Origin of the sequence: uncultured Methanobrevibacter sp., assembly GCF_902774605.1 — an archaeon.
Lineage (GTDB): Archaea > Methanobacteriota > Methanobacteria > Methanobacteriales > Methanobacteriaceae > Methanocatella.
In genome coordinates this window covers 1-17269 of sequence record NZ_CACYJE010000040.1, presented here as the reverse complement: position 1 = coordinate 17269, position 17269 = coordinate 1, and the positions used below count along the sequence as shown (strand labels likewise).

Sequence of the window (17269 nt, the reverse complement as noted above, 5' to 3'; positions counted from 1 at the left end):
TAGATGGCCGTATCTTGAAGAAAAGGTAAATTATAGTGGCTTTCAAACCACTATTTTTTATTTTTTTCAAACGATTTTTCAAAATTTTCCAATTATCAAAATTATTGATTTCACGATTGATTATTCTATATTTTCCCATGAAAAATAGTCGAATAATGCTCCGATTCTTCAATTTAAGCAAAACCTTTATATAAAACTTCCAATAAATAATTACTTAGATATTGATGTGATAATAATTTTTTTGGAAAAATTACGTATTGACTCAATATTTTAAAAAGTCAAAAGAGGTGTAATTTATGTCTGAAGAAGAAATGAATCAAGAAACTTCTGAAGAATTTGTAGAGGAAGATGAAGAAAAATTACCTTTCGCTAAAGCAGAAGTCGTACGTCTAATGAAAGAAAATCTTGATGACGACAAAATGATCAGGGAAAGAGTAAAAGTGGAAATGAACAAATTCTTGGGAGATGTTTTGAAAAACGTATGTAAGCAATTAAACGAGTACCCATACACAACCATTGAGTATGAAATGCTTAAGGAATCAACTTACCCATACACAAACATTGAAAGAATCAATCAAGAAAAAGAAAGAATTTTATTACATTTAGAAGCTATAAAAGCAGATTGTAATGCATTAGCTATGGATGTTCAAAAAACCTTAAAATTAAAAGATGTTGTTGAAGAAGACACATTCACAAGCTTCTCAGCAAACATTGATGATGAAGAGGAAGAAGAATAACTTTCTTCCTTAATTATCTTCAATAACACTGAAACCTGTTTTTAAACCATGCAATTCCTCTTCCGGAATTTCTGAAACTTTAACACTGTCACTTACAATGTTACTTTGTCCAAACGGATCTAAAAGTATCAATGTAGCTGTTCCATTTCCGTTTTTAAGATCTCGAATATGTGCAAGAGTGTTCTTTGCATTTTTCTGGGATTCGTCATCCTCAAACAAGTTCAACGCTTTTATAACAGCATCCTCGAAACGGGTAAGCACGCCCTCTACATTGGTGACGTATCCTTCGGATTTTGGACCAGGCTCGACCTTAATGCCTGCTTCAGGGATGATGATGGTTGCTGACTGGGACCTCACCACTCTAACGGACATTGTGTTTTTATTAATCTCCAATTCATATTTTGCAGGGTCATTTTGCTCCAATGCAATAATGTCTGAATGTTTGAATCCGCATTTTGGGCATAGGATTGTAGTTTCCATGACCTGTCCAAAATGAGGTATTTCCATTTCTTTCATTATAGATTTAGCAACGCCTTCTATGCCGCATACTGGGCATTTGATAATCATTTCATTAATAGTCTCATCATTCATTTAAAACATAACCTTTATCATTCAATTCTTTAATAATCTTGTCTAATTTTTCCTGATTTGAAGCACAAATCGTTGTGTCGCGATAATTTGATAATTTATATAATTCTGAGAGATACTCCCTTTTACTTTCATCTTCATTAATCTTTTCAATGAATTTGCTGGCGGATTCACCGTCGCTGATGTTAATGTTCCTGATCAATGGCTCCTTGAATCCCTTGATGTTATATGTCACCCTTTCGAGGCTTCCGTTGTTCTCGTTTATTATGATGTTAATCACGTCCTTCAAATCATCCACGCTGTTGACCAGTTTGATTGTGGTGCAGGATTTATTGATGACGGACAATATATTATCCAATGTTTTTTCAATGCTTTCGGAGTTGATGACATTAACATCATTCACTTGGGCTTGAGCCAATAGATGATCATGGATAATCCGGTTTTCCTTAAAGAAATCTAGCTGTTTGCCTCCTCTGTGGATTTGAATCGCTCTTTTGACGAAACGTTCCTTATGCGCTTCCTCGTCGGAACTTAGAATGAAGAAGTAGATATTTGCATAATCCTTGAACTGGTCTATGTTAATCAGGCCCGGCACTAGGTGAACTCCCTCGATGATTATGTCGTCGTAATCTGTTATGGCTCTTTGGATGATCTTTTCCAATGCAGGTATCACGTAGGATGCGTGTTCGTCAAATCCTGCTGATACAAGTTCATCATAACTGTTATAGCGGTTTCTGTTTCTCAGGTTTTTATATGCGTCGTATGATGAGCTGTGCAGTGCTGGAGCAAATTCCTTTCCTATGATGCCTCTAACCACTGCTCTTATAAAGTCACTTTCAATTAAATGCTTAATGTTTAATGTTTTTGCAAGCTCAGCGGCTATTGTTGATTTTCCAATTCCGGATGCGCTTCCAATAAGTATAACATAAGGCTTTCTCATGTTGAATTTCCCCTAAAATATTTTTTTAATTATTTTGTATATATGTGATTTTGTCCTATAAAACATTATACTTTATAAATATGAAAATCTATAATTAATAATATAACATTTTTTTGAAAATTATTTTTTGAAAAATCTTAAGATAATAAAAATCACATGATGTAGTTATAAGTTATAAATTATAGGATAGGGGTGAAACTTTTGTATTCAGTAAAATCAGTAAAAGATATTCAAGACTTAAATCCATTCATAGTTGTTGGTTGCGGGGGAGGAGGAGAAAAATTCTCCAACCTGGAAGGCATTGAAACTGTAGGATTCATAGATGATGACGTTAGAAAACAAGGAAAACAGTATTGTGGTCATACGGTATCCGGCAGTTTGGAAGAGTGTTTAGAACATGCGCCTGAAGCCAAATCACTGGTGATAATGTTGCCGATAGGTGCTGAAGGAGCAGCTTTAAAGTATGCAGTTCAAGCAATTGATGCCGGATTGAATGTAATCACTTCATTCAGGTCATTATCCATTGAAGAAAACTTGTCTTTACAGAAATTTGCTGGTGCAAAAGGTGTTGTCATTAAAGAAATCAGTCCTAGACTTGACGTTGTAGAAAAAATTGCAGGCGTCGCCCCTAAAAAGTCATGTGAAGTTTTACCTAAAATATCCTACAAGCCAAACGCTCCTGTAATTTTCGTTGGAGGAACCTCACAGGAATGTGGAAAGAGAACCACTACAAAGATGCTGGGCATTGCAAGCAGTGAAAGGGGAATGAATCCGGCCATAATTTCAACTGATGAAATGGGATTGGAAGAACCTACTGATTTTAACTTTAGAGCGGGAAGCCTATCTGCTATGGATGTTCCATCAGCAGTATTGTCCGCCATCAAATATGTTGAAGAAACCAAAAAACCTGATATAATATTCATCGAAGGCCAATCCAGCTTAACCGAGATTGGAAATCCTCATCCAAGAGGATTGTCCGCAGGCATTCTTATAGGGGCCGCCCCTGATGCAGTCATTGTTGGGCACAGGCCAAACCATCCATACAGGGAGCCTAGAGGAATCAAGGAAGAGATAACTGCAATAGAAGCGGTGGAACCGACTAAGGTTGTGGGAATTTCAATTAACCTTAAAAACGCTGATTTGGATTTATGCCCTGAATATTTTGAAGACACTTTTGGCCTACCGACTGAAGATGTTTACAATAACGGCGCTTCCAAATTATTAGATGCAATTTTAGAATACTTAGGAGAGTAGTTAAATGAGTTTCATTGATACATTAAAAACCAGCTTAGGATTTGAAGAAACCGAAGGCAGTGCTAAAAGAGAGGGTCCTAGCTTTTCTGACATGATACGCAATGTCATACAACCTTCAGATAATAGAAGTGGACATGCTAATCCTCAACAGCAGTACAGGCCAAATCCGCAAAGACAGTACAGACCTAATCCTCAACAGCAATACAGGCCAACTCCGAAACCTGCTCCAAGAGAAACTGAAGTATATGACGATTATGATGTGATTATTCCTGAACAGTCATTTTATGAAATCGTTTTGATCAGGCCAAAAACCATCGATGATATTAATTACGTTGTCGATCAGGTGATTGAAGAGAAAAACCCGGTTATTCTGGACTTGTCATTTTTGGAAAAGGAAAGTGCTCCAAACTTCAAATTGGCAGGGGATAAGATTAAGCAGATGAGAACAAGATATGGTGCACAGGCACTATTGCTTGCTCGTTCTGAAGAAAAGAACCTGATTATCATTTCACCTAAAAAGGTTAAAGTAGTCAATAAAGGTTAAGTAGAATCAATTTCTACTTTTTTCACTATTTTTAAAGAATTTAATATATCTAATTAATATATAAATCACTAGGAATGCTGCGATGATTGTTTCTAGTGTTAAAACATTGTTCAATACAATATTCGTATTGCTGATTTTAGTTGCGATTCCTTTTGTTGCAAGGGCGCTGATTACAAAAGGGAATGTGAATGCTGAAAAACTGGGATAAAAGTCAAGATTCCTATAGGAAACGCATTTGAATAATGCGAAGACATAGAAAACGCAAGCTATTGCATACAATGCGATTACAAATGTGTTCGAGATGCTGCCGGCGGAGTTTAAGTATCCTACAATCAGTATGCTGAACAATGCTGTGAAAATGCATATCAGGGGCTTGTTCATGTCTGGAATTTGAGGATGCTTAATGTACCTGTAGAATATTAGTGGTGTGGTCACTATCATTGAAGCAAATCCTATCAGGAAGAATATGAAGTCTATTTCAGTGATTCCATGAACGTTTGCAGTTATCGCACCCATTGTTATTCCGACAAACACTATCCAGTAGCTTGGATAGACTGCATTGATATCAAAATCATGGATGATAAAACGGTATGTGAAGTAAATCATCAGCATTATGTGAAGGGCAATTCCACAAATCCACACACCATATGCAAAACTCGGCATAAATGGTATGAGATATGTAGATAGAATCATCAAACTCATCGAAAATGTGCCGGAACTGCTGACAATGACAGGATTTTTAAAGTCATTCCTTATGGATTCCGGATAAAATATCACTTTCAAAAGCATTAAAATTAAAAATACCGCTCCTATGCCTCCAAACAGGTATCTTAAATATGGGTGGATGTCCTGAACCAGGTTTCCCAGTGAAAACAATGAAAGAATCAATCCGGAAATTGGTATGGGTATTTTTTCAATGATGCTCATGTTATCTACAGGCTAAAGAATTCAACGGCATTTTTGCAGGCAACCTTTTCCACATCGCTTTTGCCGTATCCCTGTCTTTTCAATTCGCGAACGGTTTTCGGAACGGAAAGGGGGTCTGATGGCTTGTTGCTGATGTCACTGTTCAATAGGAATTTGTCAAATCCGTATTCGTCCAAAAGTGATATGGCTTCAAACTTGTCCATTTTTTGAGGCTGGACGGTCAATCCCAGCATGCAATCAGTATCGATGGCCTGATTAACAACATCCTGATTGATATGGTCAATGACCGCTTGTTTTTCATCGATGTGTTGGGGGATGATGTCTAAAATGACCTTGAGCACTTCAGGCTTGTTTTTTCTCGGTGTGTGTATGATGACTTTTGAGTCTGTTTCGCTTGCTATGTCCAATTGCTTTTTGAAGATGTCGATTTCGGATTCTGTCAAGTCTTCAAGGCCGATTTCCCCTATGGCCACGATTTGTTTTTCATCTATCCATCTGTACAATTGCTTGAAAATGCTTTCAGGATTAATGCTTGAATTTGTCGGATGGATTCCCAAGGCTACTTTTAAGTCAAGCCCGTATTGGCGGGCTCTTGCAGTGTCCAATTCCAGAATCCTGTTTAAATGGTTTAAAAGAATCATTTCATGAGGAATCCTATAAGGATAATAGCTGCAGGTTATTGCAGTGTCTATTCCTGATTGGAACATTAATTCAAAGTCTTCACTACTTCTGGCATCCGCATGCATATGTGTATCTATCATTTTTATCACGAAGCAATTTTAATCTTATTTTATATTATTTTTTCATGTGTTAAAAAAATATCTGAAAATCGGGTTTGCATATAAAGGTTTCCCAAGTGTGATTCCTTGCGGTTGTTCACTTCAAAATCATTTATATTGTAAGTAATACTAATATTAAAATAAGTAATACTTAATAGGTGGTTATTTTGAAAACAAAAGAAAAATACGTAAAACATTATGACATGGTCTCTGATGATGTGAAATTCATAGCAAAATCACTGATCAGATTAAAAGTGCTAACCGCATTATACGAATCCCCAACAGACATGAAGGAACTCACCCGTGTAACCGACATGAGTTACAGTTCAATATCCACAGCACTCCACTACCTGGAATTGAGGGGAATGGTCTACCGCAAATCCAACAGGTACTATCTGGTAAACTCCATAAAACTGCAGGTAAAAAACCTCATGGAACTTGCAATAATCATAAACCTCCTGGAAGAAATATTCAACATTATCCAGGGCCATATCATTGATAGAATTCCTAAGGAATCAATTCTGGAACTTCACTTGCTCAAGAATGCCGAACTGCTGGAATCCGATTGGGATGATCCAAACAGGATACTGGATGTTATAGAAAGCACTTTGGATGAAGCAAACAGTGCACGATGCATCCTGCCTGTATACTACGAAGGATTCAACGATAAACTCAACACTCTCGAAGAAAACGATAAATTCGTTGAGATAAAAGTGTCCAAATCACTTCTAAACGTTTATCAGGAAAATTCAAAAGTCAAATACATATCAACCTTCAGGGGAAGGAACAACTTCCTGTTAATCATCACCAATGAAATAATGATACTGGGCCTTTTCAACCAGGAAAACATGTTTGATAAAAACAGGATATTAATCTCAAAAAGCAGGGATTCCCTAAAATGGGCGAATAATCTATTCAGGTATTTTAAAAAAATAAATGAATGAGTTAAGAAAACTCATTTGTAATATTTGTCAAGGTATTCGTTCAAATCAGCAATAGGAATTCTTTCCTGAGCTTCACTGTCACGGTCCCTAACGGTAACGCTGTTGTCTTCCAAGGTATCGAAATCAACAGTTATCGCAAGAGGAATACCAATTTCATCCGCTCTGGCATATCTTTTACCGATAGTTCCTGTTGCATCATACTCGACAGTAAAACCGGCCATTCTTAAAGTTTCAGTTAACTCCTGTGCAATTCCAGGCAATTCCTTCTTGTTGACAAGTGGGAAAATACCAAGCTGGACCGGAGCCACTGACTTGTCGAATTTAAAGTAATCCTTTTCTCCGGTTTCAGTAAATGAATGCAATAAGACAGAATAGGTTATACGGTCGATACCGAATGATGGCTCAATAACGTGAGGAATGATTTTCTCTCCGGTTATTTCCTCCTCGACATCTTCGAAAATAAGCAAGTCCTCAGTCACTTCGTAAACCTTGTCCAATTCAACAGTGTACTTGCCGTCAGCTTCAATGGCGGCCTTGATTTCATCCACATCTGCATCTTCAATTGCCTGCTTGACTTTAGGTGAATCTCCTTTGAATATAGGTCCGAATTTAGATAAGTTAGGTTTCACAACAGTCTTTTGAACTTTTTTAGGTTCATCATATTCCATGAACACGTTAAGCTCATCATTACTGAACTTGGAGTGTGAAGACAAGTCATAATCTCCCCTGTCTGCGATTCCAATGATTTCAACCCATCCGTACTTGTCGGTTTTGACTTCAACATCCCAACAGTCAAGGGCATAATGAGCCATTTCCCCTTTGAGGTGTTGCCTAAATCTCAATACATCTTCAGGAATACCAATTTCAGTCAAGAATTTGCGTGCCAGATACAATTGGTAAATCAACATTTCATTGGCGACAATGCCCTTGTCCAAGGCCTCGCGTGCAGTGATTTCCAAAGGTTCCAAGTCATTTTCCTGAACTTCCTGTGAGTTAAGGCGTAAAACAACATCCTCGATTTGTGAAAATTTAGGATGGGTCTTGTCTTTAGGGTTTAGGAATATTTCAGCTTCTGCTTGTGTGAATTCACGAAGCCTGATGACTCCTTGTCTTGGGGAAATCTCATTCCTGTATGCTTTTCCAAGCTGAACAGCTCCGAATGGCAATTTGCCTCTGAAGAATCTTTCCAATCTTTTGAATAAAATGAATATTCCTTGAGCGGTTTCAGGCCTCATGTAGCCTACTTTATCTCCTTTGGCACCGATTTCGGTTTTAAACATCAGGTTGTAGTTCCATATGTTGGACAGTTTTCCTCCACATTCCGGACAAACGATGTTGTTGTCTATTACGATTTGGTCGAGCTCCTCGTTTTCAAGGCTTTCCACATCTTCACCGATTACCTCTTCAATGATATGGTCTGCCCTGAACACCTCTCCACATTTTTCACATTTGCACATTGGATCTGTGAAGTTGTCAACGTGTCCTGATGCCTTAAGGACTTCCTTAGGCATGACTGTTGGTCCTTCTATTTCATAGAATCCTTCACCGGAAACGTATTGTTTCCTCCATTTCTGCATGATGTTGTTTTTAAGGCTAGCTCCAAGAGGACCGTAGTCTGTAAAACCGGACACTCCAGAGTATATCTCAAATGATGGCCATAAAAAACCTCTTTTAGCACTTATATTGCTCATTTTATCATGATTCATAAAAATTAACTCCTATTCCTTTTTTAATTCGTAATCTAATTTAACTCTACTGCTTTCTGGGCGAGTCTGGCCCATATATTTACTGTTTCTTTCAGGGTGTCCATAAGGCAATTCGGATGGACTGGTCATGGTTTCAAAGACTATTTGACATACTCTTTGGCCAGGATACAATGCAACGGGCATTGCGCCAATGTTGGATATCTCTAGGGTTATTCTGCCTTCAAAGCCAGGGTCGATGAAACCTGCAGTGACGTGCATTGTAACTCCTAAACGACCCATGCTGGATCGACCTTCCACACGGGCAACAAGGTCATCAGGCACTTTAACATACTCTAAAGTGGTGGCAAGAGCGAATTCATTAGGATGTATGATGAACGCTTCGCCTTCTTCAACGGTTGTTGATTCCATGTATGAGGCAATGTCCTCCTCATCTTTAGGGTCAATATAAGGTTTCCTAATCACTTTAAATACCTTAAACTCATCTCCCAATCTCATGTCAACGGAAGATGGCTGTATCTGTTTTTCATCTTGAAGGGGGTCAATTGTAATTTTACCCTCCTTTAAGTATTCTTTTATGTCTTTATCACTTAAAATTGCCATATTTTCACACAAACTATTCTTCAATTAAATTATACATTCTATTGATTAAATTATCAATAGCTCTATCATCATAATCTACACTTATTGCTCCAAATTTGCACGCATTGGCACAAAGGCCACAACCTCTGCAAATGTCTTGATTAATGGTTATGTTATCATTTTCAAAATCTATTGCATCAAACATGCATGCTTGCTTAATGCATTTTAAACATTTCTTACAGTTATCTTCATTAATTTTAACTGTAACTCCATCCATTCTTGAAATCTTATCTGAAATATCATCTTCCAGGTTGGGAACCACTTTCCACAAACAACAGCATGGGCAGCAGTGGCAGATGGTTAATAATCCTTCGCCAGGCCTAATATTCATCCAAACGGAATCAATCTTATTTCTTCCAATAATATGGCTTAAACCGGCGGCATCCGCTCGATCAACATGATCCAAAGCCTGCTCGACAGTTGCAGTGTAGCCAATTGAACGTGGAATCTTTTTTGAGGTTGGTCCGAGGAAAATGCATCCGATGTCTTGAGGATAATCATCACATTTATTTGAAGTTCTGCAAAGGCAAGTGTTCATTATTACAATGTCATCACATTTTTTAATGACTTCCTTCATCAAGTCGGTTGGCAAGAAATCTGAACCTGAACTCTCGATTTTTTGGTTTATTGGAATGGTATTTGGAATGACAACCACATCATCCTTTTCAAAAAGCATCTTGTTTATTACTGTTTTAGCCACTTTTGATTTTTTTGTAAGCCCTGCAATTCGAAACCTCCAGTTAAATATTCTATTTACTACGAAAATACTAATTTCCGCAAATCTTGGCCGCTTCATTGTTCACCCAGCTTATTCTTTAATCTTCTTAAAATACCTTTTAACGTATGGGCTTCTCGCCCGGTTATGAATGCACGTGAAATAATATTATTGAATGTTTTCTTACTGTTATTCTTCTTATGCTCGGGAATATCCAGAAAATCAATCAAATCATTCATGTCGCTGACCAGATACTCCTTTTCAAGAGGGGTGCTCTCATTCAAGCCCTCAACACCATAATCATGCTTGTTCTTGAATAACTCATAAAAGATTATTGCAGCTGCATGGGATATGTTCATAATCGGATATGTGGGGTCGGTTGGGATTGATACGCAGATGTCACAGTCTCCAATCTCCTTATTTGAAAGACCATCCCCTTCCCTTCCAAACAGTATGGCTATCTTATTGGATATGTTCATGGATTTACCAAGTTCCTCAGGCCTTATTGGAATTCTTGACAGGTTATAGCTTCCTCCAGCCATTCCTGTTGAAGCCACCTTGAAATCTATTCTTTGTGACTGGTAGAAGTCATCTAAAGTCGGGTAGATTTTAGCGTTCTCCACGATATATTTGCCATGAGTGGCCTGATAATATGCCTCATTTGTCAATTTGGTAGGATTTATCAAAACCAGATTCTTCAATCCAAAGTTAGCCATTGTTCTTGCAAGAAAACCAACATTTCCAGGGGTTTCACATTCAACAAAAACAATATAAATATTTTCTTTAAACAGGCTAATTTCCTCATCTTCCTTTTCCCGAACTAATTTTGTCCTTGCAGTTCCTCGAGATTGAGGTTGGGATTTTGCTTTTTTGGTAGAAGTTGCTTCTTTCTCGGATTTGCTTTTTTCCTTACTTTCCTCTGAAGCCATAGTTGTAGTTTCAACTACTTTTTCTTCACTAACGGCAGCATCTCCTATTTTAATCAACTCCTAGTAATTCTATTCATAAGCCTTATCTAATAATTCAAGTATGTGCATTGTTTTAATGCCTTCACAGTCTATTGCATCCAGACCGTCCTGGAGGTTCAGTTGGCAGAACGGGCAGATAGTGATGACGGCATCAGCGCCGGTGTCCTTTATCATTTCCGCTTTTGATTTGGATAAATCCATTGCGATTTCAGGTTTTCCGGATTTAATTCCACCGCCTGCACCGCAGCATTGGCAAGGATATTTCATTTCCTCAAATTCAACACCAGGGATTTTTTCAATGATGTTTCTAGGTGCGTCCTTGATTCCTTGTCCCCTGCCCAAATGGCATGGGTCATGGTAGGTCACCTTCATGTTGACCTCTTTAAGTTTGCTGGTGTCAAGCTTGTCCTCGAGAAACTCGCTGATGTCCATGACATTCAGTTTTGAACCGAATTCAGGGTGATTGTTTTTCAATGTGGATCCGCAACCGGAACAGATTGTAATGACAGTGTCGTAATCCTTGAACACTTCCTTATTCTTATCTACAAGCTCCTGAACAAGATCGGTCTGTCCTGTCCTGAGCAATGGGGAACCGCAGCAAACCTGTCCTTCAGGTACATCAATGTCGATTCCATTCTCCTTGAGGACTTTGACCAGGGTGTGTCCGATTTCCGGAAACTTGTAATCAACCATACATCCTGTGAAGAATGCCACTTTTGAACCGGTATCATTTGTTGCTTCCTCGATGAATGGTGTCTTTTTGGTCTTAACTGATCTGCCGGTCTTTTCAATGTTTTCCTTAAATTCAACATGCTCCGGAAGAGGACCTGAACCGTTTGCAACTGCAACAGCCCTCATCTTCTCAATAGCATCGCCGAATGTGTTGATGTTTTTAGGGCAAACTGATAGGCATTTGCCGCAACTGGTACAATTGTACAATCCATCATCCAATGCCTCTTTAAGCCTGTCAAAATTGTCTCTTGGGTCGGTTTCGAATTTTCTGATGTATCTCATCAGGTAAGGTCCGCCAAAGTCTTCTGTTGCAATGTTGACGACAGGGCAAGTTGAAAGACATGAGTAACATTCGATACAGCTTCTCACCTTTTTAGTGTCCTTTGTGTCTTCTTTAGTGATGCTGGTGTTAAGTTCACTGCATTCGTGGTCGCATTGAAGAGATAATTCCAAATCTTTAACTTTTGCTTCTATACTTGATTTGTCAACAATTAAATCTTTAATAACTGGGAAATTGAGCGGTTCTATTATCGCTCCGTCTTTAATTTCTTTTTGACAAGCTAGTGCTCCATTTCCTTTGAACAATATTCCGCAGGATCCACATTGTCCTGCTCTACATGAGCTTCTAAAACTAATGTCTGCGTCATATTTTTCATTTATAGCTTGTAATGCATCCAAAACTTTCATATGGGGTGTTTTTTCTATTTCATAACACTCCAAATGCGGTTCGGTATCGGTTTCACTATTGAACCTTGAAACATAAACTTTAATCATTTTCTCTTCTCCCAAAGTTAAAAATTTAATCATTATATAGTATATTGTTTATTATATAAAAGATGATTGTAATTTAATCGGGATATTTTTTTTAGGTTTAATGGGAATATTCGATAATTTCGACTTGAATAAATTAATTTTAAATATTCTATTGGACATATTTTATATTGTATAAATTATAATTTGAGGAAAATATAATGAATCTAAAGGAATTAGTTACTGGAGTTTCTGGTGATAAACAATTTTTATTAGGTAATGAAGCTGCTGTTAGAGGAGTAATAGAGGCAGGTGTTTCTATTGCAGCTACATACCCTGGAACTCCATCATCAGAAATTGGAAATATCTTATCAGTATTGGCTAAAGATGCCAATATATATTTTGAATTTTCTACTAATGAGAAAGTTGCAATGGAAGTTGCAGCAACAGCTGCCGCTTCAGGATTAAGGTCATTCACATTCATGAAGCATGTGGGCTTGAATGCATCTGCAGACTCATTCATGACAACCGCCTACTCAGGGGTTAACGGTGGAATGGTCATTTTGTCAGCTGATGACCCATCACTTTTCTCATCTCAAAATGAACAGGACACCCGTAATTATGCAAAACTGGCCAACATGCCAATTCTTGAACCGTCAAACTGTCAGGAAGTAAAAGACATGGTTAAATATGCATTTGACTTGTCTGAACAATTCAAGATACCTGTGATTGTCAGAACAACCACCCGGGTATCTCACATGAGAGGCATAGTCGAATTCGGAGATGTGGCAGACAACTCATCAAACAACGAGGACCATTGGAAGAGGGGTCACTTCAACAAGGACCCGTCAAAATATGTTCCGGTTCCACAGTTTGCAGGAGACATGCACATTAGATTATGGGATAAGATTCATAAAATCAATGAATTGACCAATCAAAGTGAATTCAACCGTGAAGTTGAATTGGCTGACAATAAGAAATACGGCATAATCTCTTCAAGCAGCGCATACAACTATGCCCATGACGTATGCAAATTCAACAATCTTGACTTCAACATTTTAAAACTCGGATTCTCATATCCCTTCCCAAATGAGAAGGTTGCCGAATTCCTAAAGGACCTGGATGAGGTTTTCATAGTTGAGGAAGTTGACCCTATCATTGAAAGGGACACTTTAGCCGTAATAGGTAAGGAAAAGCTTGACGTGACAGTTCATGGTAAATTGGATGGCACTTTCCCATTATACCATGAGTTCAACTCAGATATTGTTGCCGACGGATTGAATAAGATTCTCAACTTCCAGGAAAACACTGAAATCAAGTATTCACCAAGTCTGGAAAAATTACAGGAAGACATTCCATCACGTGCACCAGTATTATGTGCAGGATGCCCTCACAGGGCAATGTATTATGGAATCAACATTGCAATAGAGGAAATGGGATTGAAACCTGCTGATGTGGTTTTCGCATCAGACATCGGTTGTTACACATTAGGAATCAACCCTCCTTATAATGCGGCCGACTACCTGTTGTCAATGGGATCCAGCGTAGGGGACGGCTGTGGATTTTCAGTTTCAACAGACCAGAAGGTTGCAAGCTTCATTGGAGATTCAACATTCTTCCACAGCGGCGTTTCACCATTGATCAATGCAGTTCACAACAAGCACAATTTCGTATTGACCGTTCTTGACAATAGAATAACTGCAATGACCGGCGGACAGCCAAACCCTGGTATTCCGATTGATGGAATGGGGGATGAGGCTCCGGAAGTCTCAATCCGTAAACTGGCCCTTGCATGCGGTTGCGATTATGTGCGTGTAATCAACCCATTCAACCTGGACCAAGTCGTCAAGACATATAAGGAAGCATTTGAAAGAGATGACACTGCAGTTATCATATCCAAGGCACCATGTACTCTAATCAAAGGCTTAACCAAAAAACCTCCAGTGCAATTAGTGGAGAAGAACTGCAATAACTGTGACAAGTGTGTAAGTGAACTGGCATGCCCAGCCATTTCAAAAGTCAACGGCAAAATCACCATTGACCAATCACAGTGTGACGGATGTAACGTGTGCATACAAGTATGTAAGTATGGTGCTTTAGAGGCAGGTAGGTGAGAAAATGGATAATCATTATAGTATTTATATTTGCGGCGTTGGCGGACAAGGAATCATTAAAACCTCAACAATCATAGGTGAAGCTGCAATGAACCAGGGATTGGATGTGGTTATGAGTGAAATTCATGGAATGTCCCAAAGGGGAGGTTCAGTATCCACAGAACTCAAGATTGGAGGATACAATTCATCAATCATACCTAAGCAGGCAGCGGACATGCTCCTTTCATTCGAGCCAATCGAAACCATCAGGGGATTGGATAAGGTAAACTCACAAACCAAGATAGTTTACAACACTCATCCTATAATTCCTTCATCCACAAACAAGCCTTACCCTAGCGTTGACAGCATAACAAAAACATTAAAGGAAAACTATAAGCATGTGCTGCCGATTGAGGGAACAAAACTTGCAATTGAGGCAGGTAGCGTATTGGCTTTGAACATGGTTTTGCTTGGTGCAGTGACTGCTGATGACAAATTCCCACTGACAAAAGAATCAGTCATTGACGCAATGAAAAATAATCTAAAACCTAAATTCCATGAAATGAACTTAAAGGCTATTGAAAGCGGATACAAATCCATAAAAGGTTAATATTTAAATAGTATTTAAAATAAAAATTTAAATAATAGAGAGTTGTGGTATTATGGCTTACAGAATTGATAACGCTATTGTGAAAAAAGACAGGAACGGTAAAGTAACATTAATTGATCCAGAAAATGTTTTCAAGGATGAGGATGCTTTCATTGCTATTAAAAGTGATGATTTAATTACAATTCAACTTTTAATTAACGGCATCTTGAAAAATGATTTTCAAAGCTGGAGAGAATTAGGAGCAATTCCTGAAAACGAACCACTCAAAAGCCTTTTCGTGCGTTTAGGTTATTCAAAAGAAGATATAGCTAAATTATTAAAAGAATTCTAGCTATCTTTTTTTCACTTATTTTTTTTAAAAGCAGTTATTTTAGATTTTTAATTATTATAAAATAAAAAAGGAGATTAGAAAAGATATTGCTCTTTTCTATAATTCTTTAATATCTGATTCTTCCAATATTTTCACGTTGCTGTTTTCCAAAACATCAATGGCCTTTTCCATATTTTCCAGCCTCATGGCAACAATCGCTTCATCAGTTTTGCTGCTTACAAAAGCGTATAGGTATTCGAGGTTGATGTCCTTTTCATCAAATATTGCTAATGTTGAATTCAATCCGTTTGGTTCATCAGGAACTGCTAAAACGATTACTTCATTTTCCTTAACAATGAAATTGTCTTTTTCAAGTGCCTCTATTGCTTTAGCATTGTCTGAAACTATCAATCTTAAAATACCATATTTTGTTGTATCTGCAATGGATAACGCACGGATGTTGATGTTTGCTTTTGCTAATGTGTCAATTGCTTTTTTAATTCTTCCTTCCTTGTTTTCTACAAAAATTGAAATTTGCTTAACCATTTTCTCACCTATTCAAAGTCCCTTTCATCAATTACGCGAACAGCTTTACCTTCACTTCTTGGAAGTGATTCAGGTTCACAGATTGTAACGTCAACTCTGATTCCTGTTTCTGATCTGATGGATGCCTGAATTTGCTTTTCGACTTTTTCCATTTCTTTCATTTCATCGAAGAATAACTCCTTGGAAGCTTCCACCTTGACTTCCACTTCATCTAAAATGTCAGGTCTTGTTACATGTATCATGTAGTTAGGGCTGGCTCCTGTAACTCTGAGCAGTGCCTTTTCAATTTGTGATGGGAAAACCATGACTCCTTTGATTTTAAGCATGTCATCGCTTCTTCCGGTAATCCTGTCCATTCTGATTGTTGTCCTTCCGCATTCACATTCATCATCCATGAGTGCTGTCAGGTCTTTTGTTCTGAATCTTAAAATAGGCATTCCGGTTTTGGTTAGGGAGGTCAATACCAGTTCTCCCCTTTCGCCATGCTCAATGGTTTCACCGGTTTCGGGATTTATGATTTCTGGGTAGAAATGATCGTCCTGTATGTGCATTCCGTTTTGACAGTCGCATTCCTGAGCAACGCCCGGACCCATCACTTCTGTTAAGCCGTAAATGTTATGGGTTTTAATTCCAAGGGAGGTTTCAATCCTGTCCCTTAATTCGGAAGTCCACATTTCAGCTCCATGAATTCCTGCCTTTAGGTTTATGTCGTCAAGGGAAATTCCAGACTTTTCAAGAGACTCTCCCAGGTATGCTGCATAAGATGGGGTACATGTTAGGATGTCGCTTTGGAAATCAACCATTGTGTCCAATTGTCTTTGGGTGTTTCCTGCTGAAATCGGAATTGTGATTGCTCCCATCCTGTTTCCACCATGGTGGATTCCAAATCCTCCGGTGAACAATCCGTATCCGTAAGCATTTTGAATGATGTAGTCCTCTTCAGCACCGGCCATTTTCAATCCACGTGCTATGCATTCTCCCCAAATGTCCAAATCGTTTTGGGTGTATGCGGTCACTGTTGGTTTTCCTGTGGTTCCGGATGATGCATGCACTTCCACGATTTCCTCTCGAGGAACTGCGAGCAATCCTAATGGGTATGCTTGTCTTAAATCGGTTTTTGTTGTAAAGGGAATTTTTTCAATGTCTTTCAGTGTCTTGATGTCTTCTGGTTTTAAACCAATTTCGTCGAATCGTTTTTTATAAAACTCCACATTTTCATATGCTAGTTTTACAGTTTCTTGAAGTCTTTTTAGTTGAAGTTCTTCTTTTTCTTCTTTGCTCATACATTCTGCTTTTTCATTCCAAAACATAGTATCCCTATTATATTTGAATTTTTTTCATTATGTTTAATTATTGGTTCTCATGAATAAAAAACTTTGTTGTACTGTTTAGAATTCCATTTCACGTAGAAGTAAATATTGATTTTAACTTGTTTTTTTACAAACTGAAATCAATTATTACTTTATGCTTGATAAAGCTTTTTATAT

At 38.0% G+C, this 17269-nt stretch carries 18 protein-coding genes; 7 read left to right on the top strand and 11 right to left on the bottom strand.

The annotated features are described in order from the left end of the window. The first annotated feature begins 296 nt into the window (after positions 1 to 296). Positions 297 to 737, top strand: a complete 441-nt coding sequence (locus QZU77_RS07840) for a hypothetical protein (RefSeq protein ID WP_295602812.1) — start codon at positions 297 to 299, stop codon at positions 735 to 737. Between the two features lie 9 nt (positions 738 to 746). On the opposite strand, the gene QZU77_RS07835 is transcribed toward QZU77_RS07840, so the two are convergent. Continuing rightward, positions 747 to 1328, bottom strand: a complete 582-nt coding sequence (locus tag QZU77_RS07835; RefSeq protein ID WP_295602810.1) for a ZPR1 zinc finger domain-containing protein — start codon at positions 1326 to 1328, stop codon at positions 747 to 749. Then, the gene (locus tag QZU77_RS07830; protein ID WP_295602806.1) at positions 1321 to 2265 is read right to left on the bottom strand and encodes a 3H domain-containing protein; all 945 of its coding nucleotides are present in this window, start codon (positions 2263 to 2265) and stop codon (positions 1321 to 1323) included. Before QZU77_RS07830 ends, QZU77_RS07835 begins: the two co-directional genes overlap by 8 nt. A gap of 201 nt (positions 2266 to 2466) precedes the next feature. Here QZU77_RS07830 and QZU77_RS07825 point away from each other — a divergent pair, with 201 nt between their 5' ends. Together QZU77_RS07825 and sepF are read left to right on the top strand one after the other, a co-directional pair. Continuing rightward, positions 2467 to 3519 carry a DUF1611 domain-containing protein gene (locus tag QZU77_RS07825; RefSeq protein WP_295602798.1) on the top strand — a complete coding sequence of 351 codons (1053 nt, stop codon included), beginning with the start codon at positions 2467 to 2469 and terminating at the stop codon, positions 3517 to 3519. Positions 3520 to 3523: 4 nt separating this feature from the next. Next, entirely contained in the window at positions 3524 to 4063 is a 540-nt protein-coding gene (gene sepF, locus QZU77_RS07820; protein ID WP_295602796.1) for a cell division protein SepF, read from the top strand. Between the two features lie 6 nt (positions 4064 to 4069). Here the strand turns inward: sepF and QZU77_RS07815 are convergent, their stop codons facing one another. Continuing rightward, complete coding sequence (locus tag QZU77_RS07815) at positions 4070 to 4990, bottom strand: TDT family transporter (protein ID WP_295602794.1); 921 nt, start codon at positions 4988 to 4990, stop codon at positions 4070 to 4072. Positions 4991 to 4995: 5 nt separating this feature from the next. After that, on the bottom strand, positions 4996 to 5751 hold the full coding sequence (locus QZU77_RS07810) for a TatD family hydrolase (RefSeq protein ID WP_295602788.1): 756 nt from the start codon (positions 5749 to 5751) through the stop codon (positions 4996 to 4998). Positions 5752 to 5936: 185 nt separating this feature from the next. On the opposite strand from QZU77_RS07810, the gene QZU77_RS07805 reads away from it, so the two are divergent. Beyond that, entirely contained in the window at positions 5937 to 6713 is a 777-nt protein-coding gene (locus QZU77_RS07805) for a winged helix-turn-helix domain-containing protein (protein ID WP_295602784.1), read from the top strand. An 11-nt stretch (positions 6714 to 6724) separates the two neighbouring features. Here the strand turns inward: QZU77_RS07805 and glyS are convergent, their stop codons facing one another. From glyS to tfrB, 5 genes are read right to left on the bottom strand one after another with little or no spacing between them, the layout of a single operon-like run. Next, on the bottom strand, positions 6725 to 8419 hold the full coding sequence (glyS, locus tag QZU77_RS07800; protein WP_295602782.1) for a glycine--tRNA ligase: 1695 nt from the start codon (positions 8417 to 8419) through the stop codon (positions 6725 to 6727). 12 nt (positions 8420 to 8431) lie between these two features. After that, complete coding sequence (gene dcd, locus QZU77_RS07795; RefSeq protein ID WP_295602780.1) at positions 8432 to 9019, bottom strand: dCTP deaminase; 588 nt, start codon at positions 9017 to 9019, stop codon at positions 8432 to 8434. A gap of 13 nt (positions 9020 to 9032) precedes the next feature. Further along, on the bottom strand, positions 9033 to 9854 hold the full coding sequence (locus tag QZU77_RS07790) for a DUF362 domain-containing protein (protein WP_295602774.1): 822 nt from the start codon (positions 9852 to 9854) through the stop codon (positions 9033 to 9035). After that, positions 9851 to 10759: a TrmJ/YjtD family RNA methyltransferase gene (locus QZU77_RS07785; protein WP_295602770.1), complete on the bottom strand. Its 909-nt coding sequence runs from the start codon at positions 10757 to 10759 to the stop codon at positions 9851 to 9853. The genes QZU77_RS07790 and QZU77_RS07785 overlap by 4 nt, the downstream gene beginning before the upstream one ends. A 12-nt stretch (positions 10760 to 10771) precedes the next feature. Next, the gene (gene tfrB / locus QZU77_RS07780) at positions 10772 to 12247 is read right to left on the bottom strand and encodes a fumarate reductase (CoM/CoB) subunit TfrB (protein ID WP_295602768.1); all 1476 of its coding nucleotides are present in this window, start codon (positions 12245 to 12247) and stop codon (positions 10772 to 10774) included. A gap of 197 nt (positions 12248 to 12444) precedes the next feature. Here tfrB and iorA point away from each other — a divergent pair, with 197 nt between their 5' ends. Genes iorA through QZU77_RS07765 form a run of 3 tightly spaced genes read left to right on the top strand, consistent with a single transcriptional unit; the run spans position 12445 to position 15257 of the window. Further along, positions 12445 to 14337 (top strand): indolepyruvate ferredoxin oxidoreductase subunit alpha, encoded by a 1893-nt coding sequence (iorA, locus tag QZU77_RS07775; protein ID WP_295602766.1) that lies wholly within the window; start codon positions 12445 to 12447, stop codon positions 14335 to 14337. A gap of 4 nt (positions 14338 to 14341) precedes the next feature. Beyond that, positions 14342 to 14926: an indolepyruvate oxidoreductase subunit beta gene (locus QZU77_RS07770; protein WP_295602762.1), complete on the top strand. Its 585-nt coding sequence runs from the start codon at positions 14342 to 14344 to the stop codon at positions 14924 to 14926. 52 nt (positions 14927 to 14978) lie between these two features. Beyond that, on the top strand, positions 14979 to 15257 hold the full coding sequence (locus tag QZU77_RS07765; RefSeq protein ID WP_295602755.1) for a hypothetical protein: 279 nt from the start codon (positions 14979 to 14981) through the stop codon (positions 15255 to 15257). Between the two features lie 96 nt (positions 15258 to 15353). Here the strand turns inward: QZU77_RS07765 and QZU77_RS07760 are convergent, their stop codons facing one another. Together QZU77_RS07760 and QZU77_RS07755 are read right to left on the bottom strand one after the other, a co-directional pair. Beyond that, a complete protein-coding gene (locus QZU77_RS07760; protein ID WP_295602753.1) occupies positions 15354 to 15782 on the bottom strand; it encodes an amino acid-binding protein in 429 nt (142 codons plus the stop codon). A gap of 8 nt (positions 15783 to 15790) precedes the next feature. Continuing rightward, complete coding sequence (locus tag QZU77_RS07755) at positions 15791 to 17092, bottom strand: phenylacetate--CoA ligase family protein (protein ID WP_295602751.1); 1302 nt, start codon at positions 17090 to 17092, stop codon at positions 15791 to 15793. Positions 17093 to 17269: the final 177 nt, after the last annotated feature.

Excerpts from the sequence above, each read along its gene's own strand:
- QZU77_RS07840 (WP_295602812.1), top strand. The coding sequence starts at position 297 with ATGTCTGAAGAAGAAATGAATCAAGAAACTTCTGAAGAATTTGTAGAG.
- QZU77_RS07835 (WP_295602810.1), bottom strand. The coding sequence starts at position 1,328 with ATGAATGATGAGACTATTAATGAAATGATTATCAAATGCCCAGTATGC.
- QZU77_RS07830 (WP_295602806.1), bottom strand. The coding sequence starts at position 2,265 with ATGAGAAAGCCTTATGTTATACTTATTGGAAGCGCATCCGGAATTGGA.
- sepF (WP_295602796.1), top strand. The coding sequence starts at position 3,524 with ATGAGTTTCATTGATACATTAAAAACCAGCTTAGGATTTGAAGAAACC.
- QZU77_RS07815 (WP_295602794.1), bottom strand. The coding sequence starts at position 4,990 with ATGAGCATCATTGAAAAAATACCCATACCAATTTCCGGATTGATTCTT.
- QZU77_RS07810 (WP_295602788.1), bottom strand. The coding sequence starts at position 5,751 with ATGATAGATACACATATGCATGCGGATGCCAGAAGTAGTGAAGACTTT.
- glyS (WP_295602782.1), bottom strand. The coding sequence starts at position 8,419 with ATGAATCATGATAAAATGAGCAATATAAGTGCTAAAAGAGGTTTTTTA.
- dcd (WP_295602780.1), bottom strand. The coding sequence starts at position 9,019 with ATGGCAATTTTAAGTGATAAAGACATAAAAGAATACTTAAAGGAGGGT.
- QZU77_RS07790 (WP_295602774.1), bottom strand. The coding sequence starts at position 9,854 with ATGAAGCGGCCAAGATTTGCGGAAATTAGTATTTTCGTAGTAAATAGA.
- tfrB (WP_295602768.1), bottom strand. The coding sequence starts at position 12,247 with ATGATTAAAGTTTATGTTTCAAGGTTCAATAGTGAAACCGATACCGAA.
- iorA (WP_295602766.1), top strand. The coding sequence starts at position 12,445 with ATGAATCTAAAGGAATTAGTTACTGGAGTTTCTGGTGATAAACAATTT.
- QZU77_RS07770 (WP_295602762.1), top strand. The coding sequence starts at position 14,342 with ATGGATAATCATTATAGTATTTATATTTGCGGCGTTGGCGGACAAGGA.
- QZU77_RS07765 (WP_295602755.1), top strand. The coding sequence starts at position 14,979 with ATGGCTTACAGAATTGATAACGCTATTGTGAAAAAAGACAGGAACGGT.
- QZU77_RS07760 (WP_295602753.1), bottom strand. The coding sequence starts at position 15,782 with ATGGTTAAGCAAATTTCAATTTTTGTAGAAAACAAGGAAGGAAGAATT.
- QZU77_RS07755 (WP_295602751.1), bottom strand. The coding sequence starts at position 17,092 with ATGTTTTGGAATGAAAAAGCAGAATGTATGAGCAAAGAAGAAAAAGAA.